The sequence below is a fragment of the Pararhizobium sp. genome (genome assembly GCF_035497515.1).
Lineage (GTDB): Bacteria > Pseudomonadota > Alphaproteobacteria > Rhizobiales > Rhizobiaceae > Pararhizobium.
In genome coordinates this window covers 46,598-73,170 of sequence record NZ_DATJDJ010000169.1, presented here as the reverse complement: position 1 = coordinate 73,170, position 26,573 = coordinate 46,598, and the positions used below count along the sequence as shown (strand labels likewise).

General features: G+C 61.3%; 27 protein-coding genes. 14 read left to right on the top strand and 13 right to left on the bottom strand.

Annotated elements, in window-relative coordinates:
• The 10 genes from VL202_RS17425 to coxB form a co-directional block, all read right to left on the bottom strand.
• Entirely contained in the window at nucleotides 1-366 is a 366-nt protein-coding gene (locus VL202_RS17425) for a DUF1304 domain-containing protein (RefSeq protein WP_325465351.1), read from the bottom strand.
• 20 nt (nucleotides 367-386) lie between these two features.
• On the bottom strand, nucleotides 387-1,073 hold the full coding sequence (locus VL202_RS17420) for a hypothetical protein (protein ID WP_325465350.1): 687 nt from the start codon (nucleotides 1,071-1,073) through the stop codon (nucleotides 387-389).
• Nucleotides 1,074-1,094: 21 nt separating this feature from the next.
• Nucleotides 1,095-1,838 (bottom strand): SURF1 family protein, encoded by a 744-nt coding sequence (locus VL202_RS17415; RefSeq protein ID WP_414692882.1) that lies wholly within the window; start codon nucleotides 1,836-1,838, stop codon nucleotides 1,095-1,097.
• Nucleotides 1,831-2,214, bottom strand: coding sequence for a DUF983 domain-containing protein (locus VL202_RS17410; RefSeq protein ID WP_325465349.1), 384 nt, complete (start codon nucleotides 2,212-2,214; stop codon nucleotides 1,831-1,833). Before VL202_RS17410 ends, VL202_RS17415 begins: the two co-directional genes overlap by 8 nt.
• A 74-nt stretch (nucleotides 2,215-2,288) precedes the next feature.
• A complete protein-coding gene (locus VL202_RS17405; RefSeq protein WP_325465348.1) occupies nucleotides 2,289-3,167 on the bottom strand; it encodes a cytochrome c oxidase subunit 3 in 879 nt (292 codons plus the stop codon).
• A 62-nt stretch (nucleotides 3,168-3,229) separates the two neighbouring features.
• Nucleotides 3,230-3,835, bottom strand: a complete 606-nt coding sequence (locus tag VL202_RS17400) for a cytochrome c oxidase assembly protein (protein ID WP_325465347.1) — start codon at nucleotides 3,833-3,835, stop codon at nucleotides 3,230-3,232.
• Nucleotides 3,836-3,848: 13 nt separating this feature from the next.
• Nucleotides 3,849-3,989 carry a hypothetical protein gene (locus VL202_RS17395; RefSeq protein ID WP_325465346.1) on the bottom strand — a complete coding sequence of 47 codons (141 nt, stop codon included), beginning with the start codon at nucleotides 3,987-3,989 and terminating at the stop codon, nucleotides 3,849-3,851.
• Nucleotides 3,989-4,945 carry a heme o synthase gene (locus VL202_RS17390; RefSeq protein WP_325465345.1) on the bottom strand — a complete coding sequence of 319 codons (957 nt, stop codon included), beginning with the start codon at nucleotides 4,943-4,945 and terminating at the stop codon, nucleotides 3,989-3,991. Before VL202_RS17390 ends, VL202_RS17395 begins: the two co-directional genes overlap by 1 nt.
• A 201-nt stretch (nucleotides 4,946-5,146) precedes the next feature.
• The gene (ctaD, locus tag VL202_RS17385; protein ID WP_325465344.1) at nucleotides 5,147-6,841 is read right to left on the bottom strand and encodes a cytochrome c oxidase subunit I; all 1,695 of its coding nucleotides are present in this window, start codon (nucleotides 6,839-6,841) and stop codon (nucleotides 5,147-5,149) included.
• A 21-nt stretch (nucleotides 6,842-6,862) separates the two neighbouring features.
• Nucleotides 6,863-7,747 (bottom strand): cytochrome c oxidase subunit II, encoded by an 885-nt coding sequence (gene coxB / locus VL202_RS17380; protein WP_325465343.1) that lies wholly within the window; start codon nucleotides 7,745-7,747, stop codon nucleotides 6,863-6,865.
• Nucleotides 7,748-8,181: 434 nt separating this feature from the next.
• Between coxB and VL202_RS17375 the strand changes: the two genes are divergently transcribed.
• The 4 genes from VL202_RS17375 to VL202_RS17360 all read left to right on the top strand — a co-directional run bounded on the left by VL202_RS17375 (nucleotide 8,182) and on the right by VL202_RS17360 (nucleotide 12,736).
• On the top strand, nucleotides 8,182-8,736 hold the full coding sequence (locus VL202_RS17375; RefSeq protein WP_325465342.1) for an invasion associated locus B family protein: 555 nt from the start codon (nucleotides 8,182-8,184) through the stop codon (nucleotides 8,734-8,736).
• 136 nt (nucleotides 8,737-8,872) lie between these two features.
• Nucleotides 8,873-10,288 carry a metalloprotease TldD gene (gene tldD / locus VL202_RS17370; RefSeq protein ID WP_325465341.1) on the top strand — a complete coding sequence of 472 codons (1,416 nt, stop codon included), beginning with the start codon at nucleotides 8,873-8,875 and terminating at the stop codon, nucleotides 10,286-10,288.
• A gap of 308 nt (nucleotides 10,289-10,596) precedes the next feature.
• Nucleotides 10,597-11,511 carry a hypothetical protein gene (locus VL202_RS17365; RefSeq protein WP_325465340.1) on the top strand — a complete coding sequence of 305 codons (915 nt, stop codon included), beginning with the start codon at nucleotides 10,597-10,599 and terminating at the stop codon, nucleotides 11,509-11,511.
• A gap of 193 nt (nucleotides 11,512-11,704) precedes the next feature.
• On the top strand, nucleotides 11,705-12,736 hold the full coding sequence (locus VL202_RS17360) for a polysaccharide deacetylase family protein (protein ID WP_325465429.1): 1,032 nt from the start codon (nucleotides 11,705-11,707) through the stop codon (nucleotides 12,734-12,736).
• Nucleotides 12,737-12,761: 25 nt separating this feature from the next.
• Here the strand turns inward: VL202_RS17360 and pdxH are convergent, their stop codons facing one another.
• A complete protein-coding gene (gene pdxH / locus VL202_RS17355) occupies nucleotides 12,762-13,382 on the bottom strand; it encodes a pyridoxamine 5'-phosphate oxidase (RefSeq protein WP_325465339.1) in 621 nt (206 codons plus the stop codon).
• A gap of 128 nt (nucleotides 13,383-13,510) precedes the next feature.
• Here pdxH and VL202_RS17350 point away from each other — a divergent pair, with 128 nt between their 5' ends.
• From VL202_RS17350 to VL202_RS17335, 4 genes are all read left to right on the top strand, one after another.
• Nucleotides 13,511-13,963: an RT0821/Lpp0805 family surface protein gene (locus VL202_RS17350; protein WP_325465338.1), complete on the top strand. Its 453-nt coding sequence runs from the start codon at nucleotides 13,511-13,513 to the stop codon at nucleotides 13,961-13,963.
• 243 nt (nucleotides 13,964-14,206) lie between these two features.
• Complete coding sequence (locus VL202_RS17345) at nucleotides 14,207-15,280, top strand: DnaJ C-terminal domain-containing protein (protein WP_325465337.1); 1,074 nt, start codon at nucleotides 14,207-14,209, stop codon at nucleotides 15,278-15,280.
• Between the two features lie 223 nt (nucleotides 15,281-15,503).
• The gene (gene fabI, locus VL202_RS17340) at nucleotides 15,504-16,322 is read left to right on the top strand and encodes an enoyl-ACP reductase FabI (RefSeq protein WP_325465336.1); all 819 of its coding nucleotides are present in this window, start codon (nucleotides 15,504-15,506) and stop codon (nucleotides 16,320-16,322) included.
• A gap of 90 nt (nucleotides 16,323-16,412) precedes the next feature.
• Nucleotides 16,413-17,000 carry a histidine phosphatase family protein gene (locus VL202_RS17335; RefSeq protein WP_325465335.1) on the top strand — a complete coding sequence of 196 codons (588 nt, stop codon included), beginning with the start codon at nucleotides 16,413-16,415 and terminating at the stop codon, nucleotides 16,998-17,000.
• 71 nt (nucleotides 17,001-17,071) lie between these two features.
• Here the strand turns inward: VL202_RS17335 and VL202_RS17330 are convergent, their stop codons facing one another.
• Nucleotides 17,072-17,332, bottom strand: coding sequence for a DUF1344 domain-containing protein (locus VL202_RS17330; protein WP_325465334.1), 261 nt, complete (start codon nucleotides 17,330-17,332; stop codon nucleotides 17,072-17,074).
• A 245-nt stretch (nucleotides 17,333-17,577) separates the two neighbouring features.
• On the opposite strand from VL202_RS17330, the gene VL202_RS17325 reads away from it, so the two are divergent.
• The 3 genes from VL202_RS17325 (at nucleotide 17,578) to ribB (ending at nucleotide 23,152) form a co-directional block, all read left to right on the top strand.
• On the top strand, nucleotides 17,578-20,763 hold the full coding sequence (locus VL202_RS17325) for a bifunctional diguanylate cyclase/phosphodiesterase (RefSeq protein WP_325465333.1): 3,186 nt from the start codon (nucleotides 17,578-17,580) through the stop codon (nucleotides 20,761-20,763).
• Between the two features lie 160 nt (nucleotides 20,764-20,923).
• Nucleotides 20,924-22,021 (top strand): chorismate synthase, encoded by a 1,098-nt coding sequence (gene aroC, locus VL202_RS17320; RefSeq protein WP_325465332.1) that lies wholly within the window; start codon nucleotides 20,924-20,926, stop codon nucleotides 22,019-22,021.
• A gap of 30 nt (nucleotides 22,022-22,051) precedes the next feature.
• Entirely contained in the window at nucleotides 22,052-23,152 is a 1,101-nt protein-coding gene (gene ribB, locus VL202_RS17315; RefSeq protein WP_325465331.1) for a 3,4-dihydroxy-2-butanone-4-phosphate synthase, read from the top strand.
• Nucleotides 23,153-23,249: 97 nt separating this feature from the next.
• Here ribB and VL202_RS17310 read toward each other — a convergent pair whose 3' ends face one another.
• Entirely contained in the window at nucleotides 23,250-24,443 is a 1,194-nt protein-coding gene (locus VL202_RS17310; protein ID WP_325465330.1) for a winged helix-turn-helix domain-containing protein, read from the bottom strand.
• A 113-nt stretch (nucleotides 24,444-24,556) separates the two neighbouring features.
• Between VL202_RS17310 and VL202_RS17305 the strand changes: the two genes are divergently transcribed.
• The 3 genes from VL202_RS17305 to VL202_RS17295 all read left to right on the top strand — a co-directional run bounded on the left by VL202_RS17305 (nucleotide 24,557) and on the right by VL202_RS17295 (nucleotide 26,475).
• Nucleotides 24,557-25,237 (top strand): energy-coupling factor ABC transporter ATP-binding protein, encoded by a 681-nt coding sequence (locus tag VL202_RS17305; RefSeq protein ID WP_325465329.1) that lies wholly within the window; start codon nucleotides 24,557-24,559, stop codon nucleotides 25,235-25,237.
• Complete coding sequence (locus VL202_RS17300; protein ID WP_325465328.1) at nucleotides 25,231-25,836, top strand: energy-coupling factor transporter transmembrane protein EcfT; 606 nt, start codon at nucleotides 25,231-25,233, stop codon at nucleotides 25,834-25,836. Before VL202_RS17305 ends, VL202_RS17300 begins: the two co-directional genes overlap by 7 nt.
• Nucleotides 25,837-25,911: 75 nt before the next feature.
• Complete coding sequence (locus VL202_RS17295) at nucleotides 25,912-26,475, top strand: biotin transporter BioY (RefSeq protein ID WP_325465327.1); 564 nt, start codon at nucleotides 25,912-25,914, stop codon at nucleotides 26,473-26,475.
• The last annotated feature ends 98 nt before the right edge of the window (nucleotides 26,476-26,573 follow it).

The following is a 26,573-nucleotide window of genomic DNA, read 5'->3' as shown; positions in this document are numbered from 1 at the left end:
TCAGGAAGCCAGCACAGTCAAAACGAGAGCGAGGATTGCCGGCCCGCCCTGCACCAGAAGGATGCGCGGCTTGACCGACCATGCGCCATATATAGCGGCAACGATCACGCACACAAGGAAGAACACCTTCAGCTGAAGGGCAAAATCCGGTTGTGAGGCAACAAGCGACCAGACGAGGCCGGCGGCCAGAAAACCGTTGTAAAGCCCCTGATTGGCCGCCAGGACCTTCGTCGCCTCGGCCTGCTCCTCCGACATGCGAAATATCTTGCGCCCCTGCGGTCCGGTCCAGAGAAACATTTCCAGCACCAGAAAGCCGATATGCAGGAGCGCCGTCAGGGCGATGAAGATGTTTGCGGTGATAGTCATCATCGCACTTCCTCCGTTAGCTAATCACCGTTAGGGTTCTCACGATTGTCTGCTTTTGTACTTTTTCGAAACTCGTCTCTTAATTCTGAGCTGTCTAACAATTGCGCGGAAGAAGTTTGTTTTCCGGTCATCTTTGCAATGTGCTTTTCAATCTTCTTAAGGCTATCAGATATTTCATGTGCAGCCGGCTTACTCAGTATCCCAGCAAGACCCATGAATTGCGTGATGTCTATTTGCTGCGACGACGATTTTTTTCTACCGTTAATATCTTTGTAGGAAATCTTAACTTGAAACGGTTTGAGAGGTGCGCCACGCTCTTTCCCGAAATTGCCAAAAAGCGCGTAACCCACACCGAATAGTGATCCAATTTTTTCACCTTGAGGCAACACGCTCAGGCTTGTTCTGCCAGGCTGGTTACGCAGCATAACTTGATGTTGAGTAAAATCGTCCTCGTCGCAGTCGAATTTGAAAGATACCGAAAACGCGGGGCCTTGACCGACGTTAGCAACTACAAAATTCACTCCACCATTTCCATCAGGATGCGGGACTAAATAACCGACCACCTCGGGATCGCTACCGGCTTTTCTCAGTTTTCGACTATCCGCCGCAAGGAACCAAGTTAGGAAGGTAATAACAACAGTCGCTATTGCTGTTATAGCTGCACTGTTTTTATTTAAAAAATCTATCGATTGGTTCAATATTTCCATAAAATCCCCGCTACGACTTCCCTACGTCTTCCGCCGAAAGATGAACAGTCCGCTGACGACGACCAGGGCGGCGGCCAGGCCATACCATGTCACCGCATATTGCAGATGGCTGTTGGGCAGGTCGAACTGGGTGACGCCGCCGATCGGCATGCCGCCCTCATGCGGGGTGGCGTCCGCATCCATGAAGAAGGGGACGACGCTTGCCGGGTCGAGACCGGTGCTGGAGGCCATGACGTCGAGGTCCTTCCAGTAGAAGATGTTCTTGACGATATCGTTATCCGGCACGACCCAGGACGGCTTGGCTGCAAGCTTGGCGCGGGCGAGGCCAGTGACGGTCTGTTCCCCCGTCAGTTGGCCCAGCTTGCGCATTTCCGGCTCCTTGTTCTCGAAGGGAACGAAGCCGCGATTGACGAACAGGATACGTCCATCGGCGCGCTGCAGCGGCGTATAGATGTAATAGCCGGTGCGCCCCTCATAGGTCGCGAAGAAATGGCGCTCCTTGTTGTTGATATAGGCGCCGGTGACGCGCATCGTGCGGTAATCGACATCCCCGCCCTGTTTCGCCAAGGCCTCGATCGTCGCGAGATCGGCGGGCGGCGCGTGCCGGCGCTGATCGATCTCGGCAAGCAGCGCTTCCTTCCAGTGCAGCCGCTGAACCTGCCAGGTTCCGAGCGACAACAGGATGGCGAGCACGGTGAAAAGCAGCACGATACCTGCGATGCCGCCAAGCAGGCCGCCACGTTTCCTTGCTACGTCCTCAGCCACGGTCGATCTCGCCCTGTCGCGCGCTGTTGCGATATTGCAGGTTGATCAGCACGCCCTTGAGCATGCGCATCAGCACGAGGCTGAAGACGCTGGCAAGCGGGATCCAGAGAAGAAAGTGAACCCAGAGCGGCGGATTGATGTTGACCTCCATCCACAGCGCTGAGCCGACTACGATGAAGCCGACAATCAGGATAACGAAGACGACGGGGCCGTCGCCCGAATCGGCGAAGGCCAGATCGAGATCGCAATTGGCACAGACGGGCTTCACCTTCAGGAAACCGTCGAACAGCTTTCCCTGGCCGCAGCGCGGGCAACATCCCCGCAGCCCGGCCTTCACCGGATCCACAGGTGGAAAATGGGCACTGTCTTCGGTCATGGATTTCCCCTTAAACGATAAAGCGGCCCCCGCAACTGGAGACCGCCTTAAAATTCAGCGAAGTGTAGCGTCGATCAACCGTGCGCGACCGGTGCGCCCCAGCCGCCCCAGATGTAGATCGAGAAGAACAGGAACAGCCAGACCACGTCGACGAAGTGCCAGTACCAGGCGGCGGCTTCGAAACCGAAGTGCTGCTTTGGGGTAAAATCGCCCTTCAGCGCACGCAGCAGGCAGACGATCAGGAAGATCGTGCCGACGAGAACGTGGAAACCATGGAAGCCGGTCGCCATGAAGAACGTCGCGCCATAGATCGAATCCTTGAAGGCGAACGGAGCGTGGATGTATTCGTAGACCTGCACAAAGGAGAACAGGGCGCCGAGCAAAACCGTCAGTGTCAGGCCGTTAATCAGGCCCTTGCGATCACCGTGCAGCAGCGCGTGGTGCGCCCAGGTGACCGTCGTGCCCGAAAGCAGCAGGATGACAGTGTTGTAGAGGGGCAAGTGCCAGGGATCGAGAACCTCGATACCCTTCGGCGGCCAGACACCACCTGTGAACGCCGAGCGGGTCGCCTGGATCGCTTCGCCCGGGAACAGGCTGGCGTCGAAATAGGCCCAGAACCAGGCAACGAAGAACATCACTTCCGAAGCGATGAACATGATCATGCCGTAGCGCAGGTGCAGCGACACGACGCGGGTGTGATGGCCCTCATGCGCTTCCTTGATCGTATCCGACCACCAGCCGAACATCGTGTAGAGCACTACGGCGAGGCCGATGAAGAACATCCACGGGTGAGCCCAGTCAAGACCGAACAGGTGGAACGAACCACCCGACAGGTAACGCATGTAGCCGACGCCGCCGAAGGCCATGACGAAGGCGCCGATCGAGGCGATCAGCGGCCAAGGGCTGGGGTCGATGATATGGTAGTCGTGGTTCTTCTGGTGCGCATCGGCCATGTGGATATCCCCGATAAGTCTTTCTGTTCGTCGCTTCCGGCTTAGCCGAAAACGGTGATCTGTCAAAGTCTGTTGTCAGTTCCGACCGGTTTCGCCTTCAAGGCCGCTACCGGCTTGGAAGGTTCGCGGGCGTAAAAGGTGTAGGAAAGCGTCAACGTCCGAATGTCCCGGGTCTCGACCGACTTGACGATCTCCGGATCGACGAAGAAGACCACCGGCATCTCCAGTTCCTCTCCGGGCTGAAGCGTCGTTTCGGTGAAGCAGAAACACTGGACCTTGTTGAAATAGGCAGCGCCCGCCATTGGCGTGACGTTGAAAACAGCCTGTCCCGTCGTCGGTTTCTTCGACAGGTTTTTCGCCATGAAGCTGACCTGTACCGTCTCGCCGATCTTGAGCTCGATCTCGCGCTGGACAGGCGTGAAATCCCAAGGCAGGTCAGAGGCGATATTCGCGTCGAATGTCACCTTGATTGTCTGGTCGAGGATGACCTCAGACGCCTGCTCGACGCGTTTCGTCGTACCGTTATAGCCGGTCACCTTGCAGAACATGTCGTAGAGCGGCACGGCCGCATAGGCCATGCCGGTCATGCCGACGACAAAGGCGAGACAGGACGCGACGATGACGCCGTTCGCTCGTTCCTTTCTCGATGCTGGCTTGCCTGCGGTCATTGCCCTCTCCGCCTTACTGAACCATGCCGTTGCTGAACTTGATCAGCGTCACGACGTAGAAGATGGCGACGAGGCCGAAGAGGACGACGCCGAGTGCGATGTTGCGACTGCGGCGCGACTTCTTCTGTGCGGGGGTGAGGGTCAGGAGTTCCATCAGGCAACCTTTCCAGCGGTCAGCCACAGCGTGGTGACGAGATGATCGAGCATCAGCGCCGAGAAGATCGCGAAGAGATACAGGATCGAGAAGGCGAACAGTTTCTTGGCCGGCAACATGCGCTCGTCGCCTTCCGGCATGCGATAGACACCGATCGAATACCAGATGAAGCCAAGACCGAGGACCGCGGCGAACGCGCCGTAGACCATGCTGGAGAAACCTGCGATCGCCGGCACCACGCCGATGATCGCGGTGAGACAGGCGTAGATGAAGATCTGCGTCTTGGTGACCGCCTCGCCGCTGACATTCGGCAGCATCGGCACGCCGACGGCGCCATAATCCCGCATCTTGAACAGCGCCAGCGCCCAGAAATGCGCCGGCGTCCAGAGGAAGGTGATCAGGAAGAGGACAATGCTTTCGATAGCAACGCCATTGGTGACGCAGGCCCAGCCGATCATCGGCGGGAAAGCGCCGGCGGCGCCGCCGATGACGATGTTCTGCGGCGTCGAGCGCTTCAGCCACATCGTGTAGATCACCGCGTAGAAGAAGATGGTGAAGGCGAGCAGCCCGGCCGACAGCCAGTTGATCACGATCCCCAGAATACAGACCGAGAAAGCCGAGAGCACGAGGCCGAAGGCGAGCGCTTCCCGCGGCAGGATCTTGCCGGCGGGGATGGGCCGCTTTGCCGTGCGCGTCATCACCGCGTCGATGTCGGCATCGTACCACATGTTGAGGGCACCGGAGGCTCCGGCGCCCACGGCGATACAGAGGATCGCAATGAAGCCGAGGAACGGATTGATGTGCCCCGGCGCCATGACCATGCCGGCCAGCGCCGTGAAGACGACGAGCGACATGACGCGCGGCTTCAGGAGTTCAAAGAAATCGCGCGCAGACGCCTCCGAAAGGCGGACCGCGCCTTCCTGGCCGATTGCTTCGTGATTGTCGATGACCGTCATATTGTTTCCGCACTTCTTTCGAGGCCTTCGTTCAAAGCCTCATGTTCCGTCATCCCCGGGCTTATCCCGAGGATCTGATTCATTCCCGCGTTTGCGGTTAGCCCACAGATCCTCGGGACAGGCCCGAGGATGACGACGCAATTTATCCGCGCCTCGCAGGGCTGGCCAAGCTGCCTTGAGGGCGGCTTGGCCATTCGCACCTTACTTGATGCGCGGCAGCTGTTCCCACTGGTGGAACGGCGGCGGCGAAGGCAGCTGCCATTCCAGCGTGTTGGCGCCCTCGCCCCACGGATTGTCGCCGGCGACGCGCTTCTTTGCGAAGGCTTCGAAGACGCCGTAGAGGAAGATCAGCACGCCGAAGGCCGAGATGTAGGAACCGTAGGACGATACCAGGTTCCAGCCGGCATAGGCATCGGGATAGTCGATGTAGCGGCGCGGCATGCCGGCGAGGCCGAGGAAATGCTGCGGGAAGAACACCAGGTTGACGCCGATGAACATGACCCAGAAGTGCAGCTTACCGAGGAACTCGGAGTACATGTAGCCGGTCATTTTCGGGAACCAGTAGTACCATGCCGCGAAGATCGCGAAGACGGCGCCGAGCGACAGAACGTAGTGGAAGTGGGCAACCACATAGTAGGTGTCGTGCAGCGAACGGTCGAGACCGGCATTGGCGAGCTGGACCCCGGTGACGCCACCGACGGTAAACAGGAAGATGAAGCCGATCGCCCAGACCATCGGGGTCGCGAAGCGGATCGAGCCGCCCCACATCGTCGCGATCCAGGAGAAGATCTTCACGCCCGTCGGGACCGCGATGACCATCGTCGCGAAGACGAAGTAGCGCTGCGTGTCGAGCGACATGCCGACCGTGTACATGTGGTGCGCCCAGACGATGAAACCGACGGCGCCGATGGCGACCATAGCGTATGCCATGCCGAGATAACCGAAGATCGGCTTCTTCGAGAAGGTCGAGACGATGTGGCTGACAATACCGAAACCGGGCAGGATCAGGATGTAGACTTCCGGATGACCGAAGAACCAGAACAGGTGCTGGAACAGGATCGGGTCGCCGCCGCCCTCGGGCGCGAAGAAGGCCGTACCGAAGTTGCGGTCGGTGAGCAGCATGGTGATACCGCCTGCCAGAACCGGCAGCGAGAGCAGCAACAGGAAGGCGGTGATCAGCACCGACCAGGCAAACAGCGGCATCTTGTGCATGGTCATGCCGGGAGCGCGCATGTTGAGAATGGTGGTAATGAAGTTGATCGCGCCGAGGATCGACGAGGCGCCGGCAATGTGCAGGCCGAGAATGACCATGTCCATCGCAGGCCCGGGCTGTCCGGATGTCGAGAATGGCGGATAGATCGTCCATCCACCGCCCGAGCCGTAACCGCCAGCTGGACCTTCGACGAACATCGAGAGCAGCACCAGCAGGAAGGCCGGGATGATGAGCCAGAAGGAGATGTTGTTCATGCGCGGGAATGCCATGTCCGGCGCACCGATCATGATCGGCACCATCCAGTTGGCGAAGCCGCCGATCAGCGCCGGCATGACCATGAAGAAGATCATGATCAGGGCGTGCGCGGTGGTGAACACGTTGAACATGTGCTTGCCGCCGTCGATGGCGGCATCGCCTTCGAAGCCGTAGACCATGGCAGCGAGGCCATGGAAAATCTGGATGCCCGGCTCCTGCAGTTCGGCGCGCATGACGACCGACAGCGTGCCGCCGATGATACCCGCGAAGATCGCGAAGATCAGGTAGAGCGTGCCGATGTCCTTGTGGTTGGTCGAGAGAAACCAGCGCTGAAAGAAGGTCAGCGGCTTGTGGGCGTGATCATGGTCGTGCCCATGGTCCTGGGCATGATCATGAAGGTGATCGTGATGAGCGGATGTTCCGGCCATTGGGTTGAGCTCCCCTTCGAATTATTGTGCAGCGCTTGCAGCGACGTCGACGGTCTTAGCCGCGCCGTCGGTTGCAGCCATGAGGGCCTTGTTCGCGTCACCAAGGTTGGTGGCGGCGGCAGCAAGCCAGGTCGCATACGCATCTTCACTGACAACGCGGATGGCGATCGGCATATAGGCATGGTCCTTGCCGCAGAGCTCGGAACACTGGCCATAATAGAGACCTTCGCGGTCGGCCTTGAACCAGGTCTCGTTGAGGCGACCCGGAACGGCGTCGATCTTCACGCCGAAGGCCGGCATGGCGAAGGCGTGGATGACGTCGGCTGCCGTGACGAGAAGACGGACGGTCTTGCCGACGGGAACGACGATCTCGTTGTCGACTGCGAGAAGACGCGGATAGGCTTCCCTGTCGGCCTTGCCGGCGGCATCGCGATCTTCGTCCTTCAGGAGAAGGCTGTCGAAGGAGAGCGGGCTTTCGCCGACCTCATATTCATAGGACCAGTACCACTGGTTGCCCGTTGCCTTCAGCGTCAGGTCCGGATTCTGCGGCGGCGTCAGCTGCGCGGTCAGGAGCTGGAAGGACGGGATGGCCAGGAAGAGAAGAACGATGACCGGCCCGAGCGTCCAGACGATCTCGATCGCCGTGTTGTGGCTGGTCTTGGAAGCCACCGGGTTCTTGCTTTCGCGGAACCGGTAGACGATCCACAGCAGCAGAGCCAGGACGAACAGCGTGATCGGGATGATGAACCAGAGCGTGTAATGCTCGAACCAGGTAATTTCTTCCATGATTCCGGTTGCTGCCGTCTGAAAATTGGTCTGCCACGCGACCGGCTTGTCAGCAAAGGCGTTCGAAGCAAAAAGCAGACAGGCAGTGGATGCCAGAACTGCATAAGCCTTGTTTTTCACAATAGTGTCTCCCTGGGCGCTTGATCAGGATCAAAGCGAAACGCAGAATCCTCGTCATACTGAAGCGCTTCAAACCACAGTTTGATCAGCGCCGCAACATCTGTCCCGTCAAGCCCCTGCGTCATTTTTGCGCAAACCCTGCTTTTCGCACAGGCTCTTAGCGGGTGCATGCCTCGGGACACGGCACGATGGCGGAAAGGCGCCAATGCGAGATCCCATTTCCTCATCCGTGACCGACCCTATACCATATTCAAGACAGGCGGCACCATGCAGTTCGGCCCGATTGCGAGGTATGGGCAGCAGGTTGCGCGTCAAACCGGCCGCCAGGAGCCCCATTTCCGCCACACCGGGCTGGAATGTAGCCGCCGGGGCTTTTCATTTGCGTGCACGCACTTCAAGAATAGCCGCTACTGATTCTTAAGTTTGAGGTTTACATGGGCCTGTCCCTCCTTTCCCGGCTGCCGATCGCGGCGTTCGGACTTGCCGCCACACTCCTTTCCTTCACGGCGGCGGCCCAGCAGCCCGGAACGCAGCAGCCAGGCACGCAGCAGCCAGGCACGCCGGGCACGGTGAAATCCAATCACGGTGCGTGGTCGATCGTCTGCGACCAGCCGGCCGGCGCATCCGCCGAACAATGCGCGCTGATGCAGAACGTCATCGCCGAGGATCGCCCGGAAGTCGGCCTGTCGGTCGTCGTCCTGAAGACCGCCGACCGCAAGGCAAAGATTCTGCGCGTGCTGGCACCCCTTGGCGTGCTACTGCCCAACGGCCTTGGACTGAACGTCGACGGCAAGGATATCGGCCGCGCCTATTTCGTCCGCTGCTTCTCCGACGGCTGCTATGCCGAAGTGGTTCTGGAAGAGGAACTGCTGAAAACCTTCCGCAGCGGCGCCACCGCCACCTTCATCGTCTTCCAGTCGCCGGAGGAAGGCATCGGCATCCCCGTCGACCTGAAGGGATTTGGCGAGGGTTATGACGCGCTGCCTTGAGTGGCGGCCCTCGTCTTTGCACATAACAATCACGAGCGGCTGACCGAATACCGGCAGCCGCTTTTTCTTTGCGCTTGCCCCTCCCCACACCTGTCCCTACATAAGCACCTTATATCCCAGCACCTGGAGCCTGCGCATGAACACCGATCTCATCAAACTGTTCGACAGCGACGAGGCCGCCGTGCGCGAGGTTCTGGCGCAGACACTGTCTGGCGCCGATGACGGCGAGCTGTTCATCGAACACAGCCAGTCGGAATCGCTGTCCTTCGACAATGGCCGCCTGAAGGGCGGCAGCTTCAACACCGACCAGGGTTTTGGCCTGCGCGCGGTGGCGGGCGAAGCGGTCGGTTATGCGCATGCGGGCGATCTCTCGCTGTCGGCTCTGAAGCGCGCGGCCGATGCCGTCGGCGCGGTGACGCGCGGTTATTCCGGCACCTACGCGGCCGCTCCCCAGCGCACCAACAAGAAGCTTTACGGTGACGAGAACCCGATCGGCGAACCGAGCTTCGAGGCCAAGGTTGCCCTGCTCCAGGAGATCGACGGCTATCTGCGCGCCAAGGATCCGAAAGTGCGGCAGGTCTCGGCCTCCATCGCCGCCAGCTGGCAGGTGGTCGATATCCTGCGCGCCGACGGGCAACGCATGCAGGACATCCGGCCGATGACGCGCCTCAACATTTCCGTCATCGTCGGCGAAGGCGACCGGCAGGAGTCCGGCTCCTATGGCGTCGGCGGCCGTCGCGGCTTCGGCGATTTCATCGCAACCGACAGCTGGCAGCGGGGCGCCGACGATGCGCTGCGCCAGGCGCTGGTCAATCTCGAGGCGATCGACGCGCCGGCGGGCACGATGGACGTGGTGCTCTCTTCCGGCTGGCCGGGCGTCATGCTGCACGAAGCCGTCGGCCATGGACTGGAAGGCGATTTCAACCGCAAGAAGACATCGGCCTTTGCCGGCCTGCTCGGCCAGACGATCGCCGCCAAGGGCGTTACCGTCGTCGACGACGGCACGATCGAGAGCCGGCGCGGCTCGCTCACCATCGACGACGAGGGCACGCCGTCCGCCTATAACGTGCTGATCGAGGACGGCAAGCTGGTCGGCTACATGCAGGACCGGCAGAATGCCCGGCTGATGGGCATGAACCCGACGGGCAACGGTCGCCGCGAAGGCTATGCCCATGTGCCGATGCCGCGCATGACCAATACCTACATGCTCGGCGGCGACAAGACGCCGGACGAGATCATCGCCTCGGTCAAGAAGGGCATCTATGCCGTCTCCTTCGGCGGCGGCCAGGTGGACATCACCTCCGGCAAGTTCGTCTTCGGCTGCACGGAAGCCTACCTGATCGACAACGGCAAGATCGGCGCGCCGGTCAAGGGCGCCATGCTGATCGGCAACGGCCCGGAAGCGATGCAGCGCATCACCATGATCGGCAATGACATGAAGCTCGACAGCGGCATGGGCAATTGCGGCAAGGCCGGCCAATGGGTCCCCGTCGGCGTCGGCCAGCCGCACCTGCGCATGAACGACATGACCGTGGGCGGCACGCGGGCGTAAACGGCACGCCACTGCCCGGCCCGGCAATGCGCCGTGGCAGCACATCCTCAAATGTCGCCCGCGACATGTGCTTGCGGGCTCACATTACGCGCGAGCAGGCTGCGATGCTGCATGCAAACTCGCTTTCATCCCCACGGAACCAAATCCCCTTGCCGTAGTTATGAGCTCGCAACCGCATAACTGTTTGAAAATGCGGCCGGTTCACAGCAAGGGAGACACATCATGGGACGCGGTATTTTGCTTTGGTTGTTGGGGGTTCCGATTCCGATCATCATCCTTCTCGCCCTCTTCTTCCGATAGGTGATGCGATGACAATACCGGTTTCAACGGTGCCCGCGGGCACGACGACCGAATCCTCGCACTCGGCGGTCAGCTGGGAAGCCATTATTGCCGGCGCGGTCGCCGCCGCAGCCATCACCCTGCTTCTCACCCTGCTCGGCTCGGGCCTTGGTCTCACGATGGTGTCGCCATGGTCGTCCGAAGGCGTATCACTGACGACCTTCGCCGTCTCGACGGCAATCTGGCTGGTGATCGTGCAGTGGATCTCGTCCGGACTTGGCGGCTACATGACCGGTCGCCTTCGGACCAAATGGACCGGCGTCCATACCGACGAAGTGTTCTTCCGTGACACCGCGCACGGTTTGCTGTCCTGGGCGCTTGCAACGCTCATCGTGGCGGGTGCCCTCGGTTCCGCCGTCTCGTCGACGATCGGAGCCGGCGTTCAGGCAACCGCGACGGTGGCTTCCGGCGCGGCAACGGCCGGGGCGGCGGCAGCGGGCGCGAATGCCGATGAGGTCGATACGGATGCCGCGACGTCCTATTTCGTTGACAGCCTGCTGCGCCCGGCAAATCCCGCGGCGGTGCCGACCGGTGCGGCTGCGACGACCGATGACACACCGGCGCAGCTGTCTCGCATCCTGATCAGGAGCGCTGCGTCCGGCGAAATGTCGGCCGAGGACCGTACCTATGTCGATCAACTGGTTGCGGCGAGAACCGGCCTTTCGGAAGCCGATGCCAAGGCCCGCGTCGACAGCGTGCTGAAGAGCATCGAGGACGCCAAGGTAGCCGCGAAGGAGGCCGCCGACACCGCCCGCAAGACCAGCGCCACGATCGCCCTTCTCGGCGCCCTGTCGCTGCTGATCGGCGCTTTCGTCGCCGGCGTCGGGGCGGCACTCGGCGGCAGGCAGCGTGACGATATCGACGGGGTCTACGTCGTTCGATAGCGCTTTAGCCGACAGCTAGCGCTTGAGACGATTGGGAGGCGGATCGCGACAGTGGTCCGCCTTTTCCGTTTTTGTTCATCGAAACATGCAACTCCCGGATTCAGCCGGTGTTAACGCCACCGCCGGTACAGTCCCGCATCATCGACCTGCGACCGCTTGCCGGGCCAGATTTGGAACAACCGCCGTGAAAACCATGCTGCGAAAGATCGTCAAACGCGCTGCCATCACCGGTGGCCTCCAGGCCGCACGCGTGTTGACGGCCGGCGGTATCATGCGGCAGGCGCGCGGACGCGGCGCGATCTTTACGCTTCATCACGTCCGGCCGAAGCAGGCGCGCGCCTTCGACCCGAATGCACATCTGGAAATCACGCCCGAATTCCTCGACACCGCCATCACCCGGCTGAAGCGGGACGGCTACCGGTTCATCGCGCTCGACACCCTGCCCGGGCATCTGGCATCCGGAGACCGCCAACCGGTCGCCGTCTTCACGCTGGACGATGGCTATCGCAACAATCTGGAACATGCGGCCCCGGTCTTTGCCCGCCATGAGGTGCCGTTCACGGTCTTCATCGCCGGCGGGTTCGTGGACCGCAAGGACATCCTCTGGTGGGAAACGCTGGCGGATCTTCTGGGGCAGGAGAAAAGCCTGCGCTTCCAGTTCGAGGACGATGTCGAGTTGCTGCAGGTGGAAACCCTGCAACAGAAGCAGGCGGCCTTCGACCGCATCGCCGCCTTCATTCACCGGATCGACGAGACAAAAGCCGTCGAGCGCCTGAAGGCCATGGCCGGGCTCTATGATATCGACGCCCTGAAGCAGACCTCACGGCTGACGCTCGATGAAAACGGCCTGCAGGAACTGATCCGGAACCCGCTCGCCAGCCTCGGGGCCCACACGATCACGCACCGGGCGCTGGCACGCCTCGCCGACGACGTCGCGCGCCAGGAAATGGACCGTTCCGCCACAAGGGTCGAGAAGATCACCGGACAGCGCCCGAAATCGCTTGCCTATCCCTATGGCGACACGGCCGCGGTCTCTCCCCGCGACCACAAGCTCGCACGCGAACTCGGCTTCACCACGGCGGTGACGACACAGCCGGGCACGCTGTCGGGAACGGACAACCTGACGGCCCTGCCCCGCATCTCGCTCAACGGCCATTTCCAGAAGGCGGGCTCTGTCAGCGCGCTCGCCTCGGGCATTCCCTTCAGGCTGATGGGGCGCGGCTGACAGGGCGCCTTAACAAGCGCAGGAGTCAAGGATACATCCGCACCTTGTTCCAGTCGCCATCCGGCGTGTCACGACGGAACTCGATGCGATCATGCAGGCGGAAGGCCCCATCCTTCCAGAATTCGATCGATGTCGGCCTGATGCGGAAACCCGACCAGTGCGCCGGGCGCGGGATATCGCCGAGCGGATATTTGAGCGTGTATTCGGCAACCGCCTTTTCCAGCGCGAAGCGGCTTTCCAGCGGACGCGACTGCTTGGACGCCCAGGCGCCAATGCGGCTGCCGCGGGCGCGGGTCTTGTAATATTCGTCGGCCTCGGCATCCGAGACGATCTCGACCGGGCCGCGCACCCGCACCTGCCGGCGCAGCGTCTTCCAGTGGAAGCACATGGCGGCCTTCATGGTACCCAGGATCTCCTGCCCTTTCTTGCTTTCGAAATTGGTATAGAACACGAAGCCGCGCGGATCGAACTCCTTGAGCAGGACCATGCGCACGTCCGGCAACCCATCGGCATCCACCGTGGCGAGTGCCAAGGCATTGGGATCATTGATCTCGCTGCCTTGGGCTTCCTTCAGCCACGCGCCAAAAAGGGAAAAGGGTTCGTTCTCATCCGTGAAGTCACCAGTTGTTAACCCAGATTCGGTCATATTGCCTTCCAATGCCGTGATGTGTGGCGCGGATAGAGCCCGAAGGTCCGCCGCTCAAGAATAAGTGTCAGAGCCTGCCGATGGTCCGGTGACCACGAACTGCTCTATCGAGTCTGACAGGTATGCCGTTGCAAGACATAGCAAAGTGGAACGACGACACAAAGGCCTTATCCCGACTGACGGGTCTTGCCGCCTTGTGCCTTTCCGCCAGCCTGCTGTCGGGCTGCATGAGCGCGGGGCTCGATCTCGCCGGCGGGCAGGATGTCGATCGCAACGTTTCCACGGGTTCGGTCCCTCCAGTCACCACCGAGGAGAACAATTCCGACGCGATCACCGTGCGCAATGCGGTCTCCTCCGCCGATATGTCGAGAATCGGCACGAACCCGATCCCGTGGGCCAATTCCACATCCGGCAGCGCCGGCGTCATCAGCAGCATCGCCGAGGAACAGGTCAACGGCACGACCTGCCGCCGCTTCACGACGACCCGACATTCCTATCAGGGCATCGCCAAGTTCGACGGCAATACCTGTCTGCTTGGCGATGGCCAGTGGTATCTGACCAGTTTCGGCCCGCGTAGCTGATTGGACTGCTCAGCAGTTTTCGCTACCTGCCGTTAACCACGCTTTCACAAACAACCTTGAAGTGCCCCGGATCGGGCCGTTTCGGCACCGGTTATGGCTCTGCGGCTAACCGTTATTTAAGCCTCCCCTTCTCATCATCGCCCCATGGGTAACGGCTGCCTCCAGCGCGTTTTTCCAACAGTTTGCAACAGGGCCGAACCGACCGCCGGATGCGGTGCACGGTCCCTCAAGGCGGTGGCATGCATGCGTGATCCCTATTCAGTGCTCGGCGTCAGACGCAATGCCGGACAGGACGAAATCAAGATCGCCTGGCGCAATGTCGCCAAGGCCGTGCATCCGGACCAGAACCGCGACGACCCGCTCGCCACCCAGCGCTTCGCGGAGGCCGGTCGCGCCTACGAACTGCTGAAGGACCCGAAGCAGCGCAACCGCTACGACCAGGCTCGCCGCGAGGCTGAACTGCGCCGCATGGAGGAAATGAAACGCAAGTTGCAGGGCTCCGAGGAGCCGACCATCGATCCGGAAACGGCCGAGGAGATGATTTCCCGCATCTTCGGTTCGGATGCCCCGACGTCGAAGCCGCAGGAGGCCCGCAAACCGCAGCCGCAGCAGGCGAAGGCTGAACCGAGGCCCGCACCAAAACCCGAGCCGAAGGCGGAACCTGCCTTCGAGCCGGAAACCAAGGCGGACACAACGGAAAGATCCCCGGTCTTCGGGGGATTCCCGCGCGCGGCGGCTCCCGCCGCCGAGTTGATCTCGTCGATCGTGCAGCGCATTCGCGGTTCGGCCGGCAGCAAGCCCGCACAGGAAAAGGTGCCGGACATCTTCTGCGATGTGACCGTTTCCGTCGAAGATATCTCCCGGCGCGAAAAGGCGACGGCCACGTTGCCCGACGGCCAGACGCTGAAGGTCGCGCTCCCCGCCGGCACCACCGATGGCAGTGTCATCCGCCTGAAGGAAATGGGCTACCGGCTGAACGGCATGTTGCGCGGCGATGTCGTCGTTGCCGTGCGCGTCCAGCAGGATGGCGACTTCCGCACCGACGGCACCGACCTGCGCACGACACTTGCCGTCAATATCCAGGACGCTGTCCTGGGCTGTGAAGCGAAAGTCAAAACCCTGACTGGCACGGTCGCGGTGACTGTTCCCCCGTGGTCCGGTTCAGATCACGTGATCCGGCTTGCGGGCCACGGACTACCGACAGCCGACGGCAAACGTGGCGATCTTCTCATCGAACTGCGGCTGATGCTGTGGGATAAACCGGATGAAAAGGTCACCGACCTCATGCGCAGCCTACGCAACGGCTTGTTTCTTTAAACTTTTGCAACAGCGCCAGTGGACGCTGACCCTTTGTTACGGGAACTAACAGTTCCTGATGTCACACGCGCTTGAACCACCGGGGCGGCTATGTCATAGCCAGTGCTCAAAAATTCAGAACCGACGCGACCAGGCGAGCGCGAAGGTTCCGGCGGTTTCAACACATGTGGATTTCCGGTCGGCCAATGCCTGACGGACGCATGGGCAGCATTGGGGGCATCATATGTCGCAAGCATCCGGTTTGATGACAGGGAAACGCGGCCTTATCATGGGCGTCGCGAACAACCGTTCGATCGCCTGGGGTATTGCCAAGGCAATTCACGCACAGGGCGGCGAACTCGCGTTCACCTATCAAGGCGACGCACTGAAGAAGCGGGTCGAGCCGCTGGCTCAGGAACTCGGCGCGGTCATGGCCGGTCATTGCGATGTCAGCGATGAATCGACCATCGACGCCGTCTTCGAAAATCTCGAAAAACTCTGGGGCAAGATCGATTTCATCGTGCATGCCATCGGTTTCTCCGACAAGGACGAACTGACCGGCCGATACGTCGATACCTCGGCTGCGAACTTCGCGCTCACGATGAACATCTCGGTCTATTCCTTCACGGCCGTCGCGCGGCGCGCCGAGAAGCTGATGACCGATGGCGGCTCGATGCTGACCATGACCTATTACGGCGCCGAGAAGGTCATGCCGAACTACAACGTCATGGGCGTTGCCAAGGCTGCGCTGGAAGCCAGCGTCAAGTATCTCGCCGTCGACCTCGGCCCGAAGAACATCCGCGTCAACGCGATCTCCGCCGGCCCGATCAAGACGCTTGCAGCATCGGGCATCGGCGATTTCCGCTACATCCTGAAGTGGAACGAATACAACGCGCCGCTGCGCCGCACCGTCACCATCGAGGAAGTCGGCGATGTCGGCCTCTACATGCTGTCGGACCTGTCGCGCTCTGTGACCGGCGAAGTCCATCACGCCGACAGCGGCTATCATGTCGTCGGCATGAAGGCCGTCGACGCGCCGGATATCGCCGTCGTCAAGGACTGACACTTCACGACCGTATTCCGGGGCTCCCCTCAGCGGGTGCCCCGGCTCCCTTGCGCCGGGTCGTCATGACCCCTGCCCCGGAGTTTCTCCGTGACCATCTACATGATCCGCCACGGCCAGACCGACTGGAATGCGCAGATCCGCATGCAGGGCCAGAAGGATATTCCGCTCAACGATACCGGGCGGCGGCAGGCAAGCGGCAACGGCCGCGCCCTGGCGGCACTGCTCGGCCCCGATGCCGAGGCGCGGTTCGATTTCGTCTCCAGCCCCCTCCACAGAACCCGTGAAACCATGGAACTCATCCGCGAGGCCATGGGCCTGACGCCCTCCGGCTACCGGATGGATGGGCGGTTGAAGGAAGTCTCGTTCGGGGATTGGGAAGGCTATACGATGGCCGAACTCGAGCGCGAAATGCCCGAGCGCGTGGCGGAGCGCGAACTTTCGAAATGGGATTTCATTCCGCCGGGCGCGGATGCGGAAAGCTATGAGATCCTCTCCTGGCGCGTCGGCGCATGGTTATCGTGCGTGACCGGCCCGACCGTCTGCGTCAGCCATGGCGGCGTCATTCGCACGCTGTTCAAGCTGTGCGGCGCGATGGACGCGGAAGAGGCCGCGCTCGGCGCCATTCCGCAGGACAGGATCTTGAAGATTGAAAATGGCACGATCGGCTGGCTGTAGACGCCTGGATCATGCCAATGCCAGATCGCGAATGGCGGCGAAGGCAGGCCCCTGCCGCGCCCACGAGACAATTACTGAACGATTTCCAGGTCGTTGATGACGCGCTTGCCGTCAACCTCGGTGTAGAACACCAGAACCTTCACGCCCGTGGTCAGTCCGTCGAAATTGAATTCTTCCGGCGCCTGATAGCTCTTGCCATCATCGAGCGACAGGCTGAGCTTGTCCGTATCGACGCCAGTGATCACCGCCTCGACGTCGGCGCTCTCGGCAAAAGCGGCGAGTGGCGAAAGAAATCCGGCAGTAGCCATCAACGCAGCAACGATGAAACGCATCGGTTTCGCTCTCTTCAGTGATTCAGTCAATTTTCTTGTGCCCATTGTTTGACCCCTGATTGTGGCAAAAATCGCCCATTGCTGTGACTTTTAAAATTTTACCCGATTTGGAAATTTAGGGTTAACCAAATCTTGATCGACGTACACCATTCCACAGTTGAAGCACGGATTCCATAACGGGAACAGTCTCTAAAGCCAATCTTAAGACTCCATCGATAGCTTTGGCTTCGGGGAATATGGGGTGCATGAGAGTGACTAGAAGCGCTATGATCCGCCATCGCGTCCGGACGCTCGCGAGGCTTGCAAAACCGTCGCTCGTTCCTGCGTTCATCGCGGCCGCGGTCGTCTTCACCGGCGGATATCTCTTCCAGGAACAGAACGGCGCCAACTTCCGCAACGAGCTGAAGAGCAACGTCCAGAGCGAGCTCAACGTCGTTTCGACGCGTCTGCAAAGCGAGATCAACAACAACATCACCGCGCTTCGCAGCTTTGCCAACAATCTTTCCGTCGCGCCCGACATGCCGAAGGCGTTGTTCGACCAGTTCGCCACGAAGCTGCTGATCCAGAATCCCCAGATGGTACGCGTCAGCGCGGCGCCCGATGCCGTCATCAAGATGACCTTTCCGCTTGCCGGAAACGAGCGGTTGATCGGCACCGATTTCAAGAAATTCCACTCCTCCCGCATCGCCGTCGATCGCTCCCAGTCGAAGGCAAGGCCGGTTATCGCCGGCCCCGTACGGCTGCCGAGCGGCCGCACCGGCTTCAACCTCTTTTCCCCTGTCTTCACCAAGGCGGGCGAGAAGGTTACGTTCTGGGGTTTCGTCGAAGCCATCATCGACGAGAAGGAAATCTACGGCAACGCCCGTCTCGTGAACGACAAGACCGACGAAAACGAAGCGAAGGACGGTGCTCGCCAGATCGATATCCAGCTGGCGATCCGCGATGTGTCCGTTCCGAACAACATTCAGGACGCGTTTTTCGGCGATACCGAGATCTTCGAGAAATCACCGGTCATCCGCCAACTCCATCTGCCGGGCGGCGTCTGGGAACTGGCGGCCATTCCGGCAGCCGGGTGGGCGCAGGTGCCGGCCAACAGCACCTGGCTCAAAGCCACGATCCTGATTGCCGCCGCCGTCATCATCATCCCCATCTTCCTGACTGGCGGACTGGTGAACGAACGCCAGCGCAACATGGCCAAGCTGCGCTCGCGTGAACGCGAACTCTTAACCCTGTCGCACCGGCTGAACCTTGCGCTCGAATCCTCCAGGATCGGCATCTGGGAAATCGATCTCGACACGCAGGAGCGCTCATGGGACGAGCGGATGTATCATCTGCACGGTCTGCCGCCGGCCAAGGGCGATCCGACCTATGCCGAATGGCGCAAGACCGTGCATCCGGATGATGTCTCCGCGGCCTCGCTCACCCTGTTCAAGGCGCTCGACGAGAATCTGGAATATCGCTCGAACTACCGCGTCGTCATGGTCGACGACAGCGTCCGCCACGTCCGCAATATCGGCTCCACCCATGTCGGTGCCGATGGCAAGGCGAAAATCACCGGCATCAGTTGGGACGTCACCGACGACGTGATGATGACCGAGCAGTTGCGGAGCGCCAAGGCCACGGCGGAAGAGAAGAACACGGAGCTTGAAACCGCGCTTGCCGGTCTTTCCGAGCGCGAACAGCAGCTTGAAGCCATCACCCGGCGGCTCGATCTGGCGCTCGCCTCCTACCAATGCGGTATGTGGGACGCCGACCTCACCTCCGGCACCACCTATTGGGACGAGCGCATGCACCAGTTGTACGGGCTGGTCTACGACGGCGGCGAGACGACGCGCGAAAAATGGATCGGCACACTGCATCCCGACGATCACGAAGAGACGCTCGCCAACGTCAACCGCACGATCGAACATGGCGTGCCCTATGTGCAATCCAGCCGCGTGATCCTGCCCGACGGGGCGATCCGCCATGTGCGTTCGGTCGGCAAGATTCACACCCTGCCGGACAGCAGCAGGAAACTGGTCGGCATCGCCTTCGATATCACCGACGATGTGTTGCTGACGGAACAGCTGCGATCGGCCAAGGCCATGGCGGAAGCGAAGAACGACGAGCTTGCCGAAGCCAAGGACCGGATCGAGCACAATGCGCTGCACGATCCGCTGACGGGTCTTGGCAATCGCCGCATGCTCGACATGGAACTGGAGAGACTGGCCCACGCGCGCAAGGACGGCCTGCAGAACATCGCCATCCTGCATATCGACCTCGATCGCTTCAAGCAGATCAACGACACGCTCGGCCATGCAGCAGGCGACGCCATGCTGGTGCATGCTTCGAAAATTCTCCGCAACAGCGTGCGCGCCAGCGACATGGTCGCCCGCATCGGCGGCGACGAATTCGTCGTTCTGGTCGCCGATCCGCCAAGCAAGGTGTTCCTGACCGGCCTGTCGGAGCGCATCATCGTCCAGATGCGCCAGCCCGTCGATTATAACGGATTTCCCTGCCGCTTCGGCGTCTCGATCGGCATCGCCATTGCCAATGACCTGGCCATCGACGAGCGACAGCTGCTGGTCAACGCCGACATCGCGCTTTATCGGGCCAAGGAAAACGGCCGCAACCGCCACGAATTCTTCACCGAAGCGCTGCAGGCGGAAATCATCACCACCAAGCGTATCGCCGACGAAATTCTCGAAGGCATCGAGAAAAACCAGTTCGTCGCCTGGTACCAGCCGCAATTCGAGGCAGTCTCCCTGCGCCTTGTCGGCGTCGAAGCGCTGATCCGCTGGAATCATCCGCGCGAGGGCGTGCTTACCCCCGACAAGTTCCTGCACATCGCCGAAGAACTGAACGTCGTCGCGACGCTCGACCGCATCGTGCTCGATCGCTCGCTGATCGACGCGGTGCGCTGGGCCGCCGCTGGCATCGAGGTGCCGAAAATCTCCGTCAACGTATCGGCCAAGCGGCTGAGCGACGAGAACCTGCTCGCCTCCCTGCCGGACCTGAGCTTCGCGCCCGGTCAACTGTCTTTCGAACTGGTGGAATCGATCTTCCTCGACGAGAGCGACGACATCGTCACCGCCAATATCGAGGGCATCAAGAAGCTCGGCATCGACATCGAGATCGACGATTTCGGCACCGGCCATACCTCCATCGTCAGCTTGCTGAAGATCAAGCCGAAACGGCTGAAGATCGACCGGCAGTTGGTCGCGCCAATCCTGAAGTCCCGCAGCGAACAGGCGTTGGTGCGCTCGATCATCGAGATCGGCCGCTCACTTGGCATCGAGACGGTCGCCGAGGGCGTGGAAACCATGGACCATGCCGAAATGCTCGGCCTGCTCGGCTGCGACATGCTGCAGGGCTACGCCTTCGCCAAGCCGCTGAGCTATGAAAAATTCGTCACCTTTGCCGGTCAGGAGGCGCTGCAGCTCGCCTCCTGATCCCCTCCCCGGTGGTGAAACGCAGCGTTCATGCGGCAATTGCCGGATTGTGCCAGAAAGCTTTTCCCTTTCCGGCGTTTTCCCACTAATAGTCACGGCCGAATGAATGTCGCAGGCGGGCCTCTCGGGCGTCCGCCGTTTACACATCCGGTTGCAGATCATGTCGCATAACACCTTCGGTCACCTTTTCCGCGTCACCACCTGGGGCGAAAGCCACGGAGTGGCGCTCGGCTGCGTCATCGACGGCTGCCCCCCCGGCATCCGCTTCACGCTTTCCGAGCTGCAGGCCTGGCTCGACAAGCGCAAGCCCGGCCAGTCGCGTTTCGTCACCCAGCGCCGCGAGGACGATCTGGTCAAGGTGCTCTCCGGCGTGATGATGGACGCCGACGGCGAGACGATGATCACCACCGGCACGCCGGTCTCGATGATGATCGAGAACACCGACCAGCGCTCGAAGGATTATTCCGAGATCGCCAAGAGCTACCGGCCGGGCCATGCCGATTACACCTATGACGTCAAATACGGCATCCGCGATTATCGCGGCGGCGGACGCTCCTCGGCCCGCGAGACGGCAGCGCGCGTGGCCGCCGGCGGCCTTGCCCGCAGGGTCGTGCCGGGCCTTCTCGTGCGCGGAGCGCTGGTGCAGATCGGCAAGCACAGGATCGACCGCGCCAACTGGGACTGGAACGAGGTCGGCAACAATCCGTTCTTCTGCCCCGATCCCAAAATGGTTCCGGTCTGGGAAGAATATCTCGACGGTATCCGCAAGGCCGGCTCGTCGATCGGTGCCGTCGTCGAGGTCATCGCCGAGGGCGTGCCGGCCGGGATCGGCGCGCCGATCTACGCCAAGCTCGACCAGGACATCGCCTCCAACCTGATGTCGATCAATGCCGTCAAGGGCGTCGAGATCGGCAACGGTTTCGGCGCCGCTGAAATCACCGGCGAGGAAAATGCCGACGAGATGCGCATGGGCAATGACGGCCACCCGATCTTCCTGTCGAACCATGCGGGCGGCATCCTCGGTGGTATTGCGACCGGTCAGCCGGTCATCGCGCGCTTTGCCATCAAGCCCACCTCCTCCATCCTCACTGAACGCCAGTCGATCGACTCGGACGGCAACAATGTCGATATCCGCACCAAGGGCCGCCACGACCCCTGCGTCGGCATCCGCGCCGTGCCGATCGGGGAAGCCATGCTTGCCTGCACCATTGCCGACCACTATCTGCGCGACCGCGGCCAGACCGGCCGATTGAAATAACCGAGCGCCATAAATATTCAAGGAAGACCCATGTCCTTTGACCAGAAGCGTGTTGCCGATGCCATCCGGGCCTTCGAGGCCGGCGAGATCGTCGTCGTCACCGACGATGACGGCCGCGAGAACGAAGGCGACCTGATCGTCGCCGCCGTGCATTGCACGCCTGAGAAGATGGCCTTCATCGTGCGTCATACGTCCGGCATCGTCTGCACCCCCATGCCGAAGGAAGAGGCCAAGCGCCTCAATCTCAACGCCATGGTGGCGGAAAACGATTCGGCCCATACGACGGCCTTCACCGTTACCGTCGATTTCAAGCACGGGACGACGACCGGGATTTCCGCCGAGGACCGGACGCTGACCGTGCGCAATCTCGCCAACCCGAATGTCGGCGCCTCCGACTTCACCCGCCCGGGCCACATCTTCCCGCTGGTATCCCGCGAGGGTGGCGTGTTGATGCGGTCCGGCCATACGGAAGCCGCCGTCGATCTTTGCCGCCTTGCCAGCCTGCCGCCGATCGGCGTGATCTGCGAACTGGTCAATGACGACGGCACGGTGATGCGCGGCCCGCAGGTGGCGGGCTTTGCCGAGACCCACGGCCTGAAGCAGGTCTCGGTCGCCGACCTCATCGCCTACCGCCAGCGCAAGGACAAGCTGATCGAGCTGGAAAACAGCTTCGACATCGACACGCCCTACGGCAAGGCCAGGGGCCATGCCTATTCCCTGCCCTGGGATCCGATGCAGCATCTCGCCGTCGTCTTCGGCGACATCCGCGACGGTGTCGATATCCCGGTGCGGCTGCATCTGGAAAATGTCGGCGCCGACGTCTTCGGCAAGGACTGCCAGCTCGACAGGATCATGAAGCGCATCGCCGACCAGGGCCGCGGCGTCATCGTCTATCTGCGCGAGGGCTCGGTCGGCGTCGGCATTTCAAAGACCGCGCGCACGGCGAAACACGGGCACGAGGGCCATGACGAGGCGCAGGCGCGCGAAAGCGAATGGCTCGAAATCGGGCTGGGCGCCCAGATCCTCAAGGACCTCGGCATCACGTCCATCCGCCTGCTGTCAACACGCGAGCGCCACTATGTCGGGCTCGAGGGTTTTGGGATCGAGATTACGTCGACGGATATTTTGTAACATCAGACTGTGAGCCAATGCGCCTCGTGTGAAGTCCGCGCTTTCACGAGGCGCTGCTGTTTTTGCGATGCCGTGACAGGGCGGTTTTACGACAGCGTCACGTCGCATCCCACCCATCCAGAAACACAACCCTCTCCACGCCCGCGAACTTCGCCAGCCGTGCCAGTTCCGCCTCCAGCTTCTCCATGCGGCCGGATGAGGTGCGGACACCCTGTTCCCACCACAACCGCTTGACGTCGAGCGTTCCGGATTTACGGTCGGCTTTCATGTCGATGCGGCCGACGATGCGGTCGCCCTCGAGGAGGGGAAAGACGTAATAGCCGTATTCGCGCTTCGGCTCGGGCACGAAGATCTCGATGCGGTAATAGAAGCCGAACAGCCGCTCCGTGCGGTTTCGGTCGCGGATCAGCGGATCGAAGGGGCTCAGCACCCGCAGGCGGGCCGGTGGCTCGGAGAGATCGCCGAGATTGTCGGGAAAACCGCTGAAGGCATAGGACAGGCGCGGCTTTTCGCCGTCGGCCGGCTCGATCAGCACTTCGGTCAGTTCGTCGCGATGCGCCGTCACCCAGGCTTTCGCCTCCTCGGGACTGATCAGGGCGAAGAAGGCGGCGATTTCGCCGTGGGTGGCAAAGCCCAACCGTTGAAGGGCGCTGCGGCAGGCCCAATCGACGAACTCCGCCTCGCTCACCTCCGGCTCGTAATGGTGGGCGGGCAAGACGCGCTCGGCGAGATCGTAGATTTTCTGGAAATTCTGCCGGCCGGCGATGGCGAGCTTTCCCGTGTGCCAGTAATATTCGAGCGCCGTCTTGTTCGGATGCCAGTTCCACCAGCCGCCCGACTTATGCTCGGCGACCTTCAGGTCGCGTGACATCACAGCCCCACTCTCGGCGATGCGCTGATACGTTTCCTCGAACGTGCTGTCGAACCCCTCGCCCTGCCACTTGAGCCAGCGCTCCCGTAGGATCGGTTCGCGCCGGGCAAAGCGGTGTTTCCAGTAACGAAAGAAGACCGACGGCAGGATCGAGGCGTCGTGCGTCCAGTGCTCGAACAGCGCGCCGTCTTTTTCCAGAAGCTCGGTCAGGTGTTCGCGCCGATAGGTCTGATTGCGCGAAAACAGGATCTGGTGATGGGCGCGCTCGACCGTCGCGATGCTGTCGACCTGCACGAAGCCGATATCATGGATGAGATCGAGCAGACCCTGCTTGCCGAGCGCCTTGTGGGGGGCACCGGCCAGACCCTGCTTGTTGAGGAAGATACGCCGCGCATCGCGGTTGGAAACGAGAATCGCCATAGGCTGATCACATCAAATGTTCACACTTTGTTCAAGAGCCAATCGACAGGCCTCTTTTCATCAGCGTGAAAACTGTCCTATAGAGCGCCGGCATCATATGCGGGGGACAGTGTTTGGACATTCGTTTTGCCGATTGCTCGGTCCGTTTCGGCGACCGTGTCGCGCTTCATCCACTGACCCTGTCGCTTGACCAGAGGCGCATCGGCATTATCGGCCTCAACGGCTCCGGCAAGACCACCTTTGCCCGGCTGATCAACGGTCTCGTCAAGCCGACCACCGGCTCCGTCACCGTCAACGGGCTCGATACGGTGAAAGATGACAAGGCGGTGCTCGGCCAGGCCGGCTATATCTTCCAGAACCCGCAGAACCAGCTGATCATGCCCATCGTCGCCGACGACATCGCTTTCGGGCTGAAGAATCGCGGATTGCCGAAGGACGAGATCGAGGCGCGGACGCAGGCCGTTCTCCTGCGATTCGGCATCACCCATTTGGCGCGGCGGCGCGTGCACGAACTGTCCGGCGGCGAAACGCAGCTGGCGGCGATGGCAAGCGTCGTCGTCACCGGCCCGCAAATCCTCATTCTCGACGAACCGACCAACCAGCTCGACCTGAAGAACCGCCAGATGGTCGCCTCCACCATTGGCGGGCTGGAGCAGAATGCCGTGGTGATCAGCCACGACCTGCCGCTGATTGCCGATTTCGAGCGTGTTCTGCTGTTCCACGAAGGCCACCTGATCGCCGATGGAGACCCTGCCGAGACGATCCACCGCTATCATGAGGTGGCGCTGTGCTGACCAGTCTCCATGTCGAGGGCGAGACCTGGTTTCACCGGCTTGCGGTCCGGCCGAAGCTCATCCTCCTTCTCGTTGCCAGCCTGCTGCTGTTCGTAGTCTCGTCCTTGTGGATCCTTGTCCCCGCGCTGCTGCTTGCGACAGCGCTCTATCTCTCGCTCGGCATGACACTGCGCGATGCCTGGTCGCGGGTCGGCTTCGTGTTCTTCACCATCGTCTTTCTGGCGCTGGTCAATCTCCTGCTCATTCCGCCCAGCGAAGTGGCGATGATGGTCGCGCGACTGATGACACTGGTGCTGCTCGCCGCCGCCATCACCGCCACCACGACGATCGATGCCTTCATGGACGAGATCACACTGCTGCTTGCGCCCTTCGAACGGATGGGGCTGGTGAGGGCCGCCGATGTCAGTCTGGCGCTGGGGCTGGTGCTTCGCTTTGTGCCTGACATTTTCAGCCGCTACCAGGCGATCCGTGAGGCGCATATGGCACGCGGTCTACCTGTTCGGATCTTGACCATCCTCGGCCCGCTGATCATCCTGACGCTGAAAGATGCGGATATGATCGCCACGGCCATTGACGCCCGTGGCTTTCGCCGCCATTAAATGCGCGCATTCTAATAAATGCACCATCTGCCAACATGGCCCTGCGAACATGGCCCTGCTAACTTGGGAAGACACATGACAACCAGAGACATCGTGCTAACAGCGCTTTTTGCCGCCATCATCGTGGTCCTCGGCCTTATTCCGCCGGTTACGCTCGGCTTCATCCCGGTTCCGATTACCGCCCAGTCCATGGGCGTGATGCTGGCCGGCTGCATCATCGGCGCCAAGCGCGGCGCGCTTGCCTATCTGCTCGTCATCCTGATGGTCGCGATCGGTCTGCCGGTCCTTGCCGGTGGTCACGGCGGCATGGCGGTTCTGGTCGGCCCGACCGGCGGCTTCATCTTCGGCTGGGTCGTTGCAACCTATGTCACCGGCCTGATCGCCGAACGGTTCGTTCGTGGCGGCCAGAGCGAACTGCGCCAGTTCGCCGGCTTCTTCCTGGCCTCGGTCCTCGGCGGCATCGTCGTTCTCTACCTGATCGGCATGCCCTGGGTGTCCGTCGTCACCGGTTCGCCCTTCCTGGCGGTCGTCACCGGCTCGCTCGCCTTCATCCCCGGCGATATCCTGAAGGCCGCAATCGCGACGCTGGCCGCCCGCGCCGTGCTTGCCGGCTATCCGCTCCTGCCGCAACGCGCCTGATCGCTGCTCAATTGAGCTTTTTGGCCCTTCCGTGGCAACACGGGAGGGTTTTCTCGTTTTTCACGCCTGTTGAAAACGGCCGGATTGTCCTACCTATG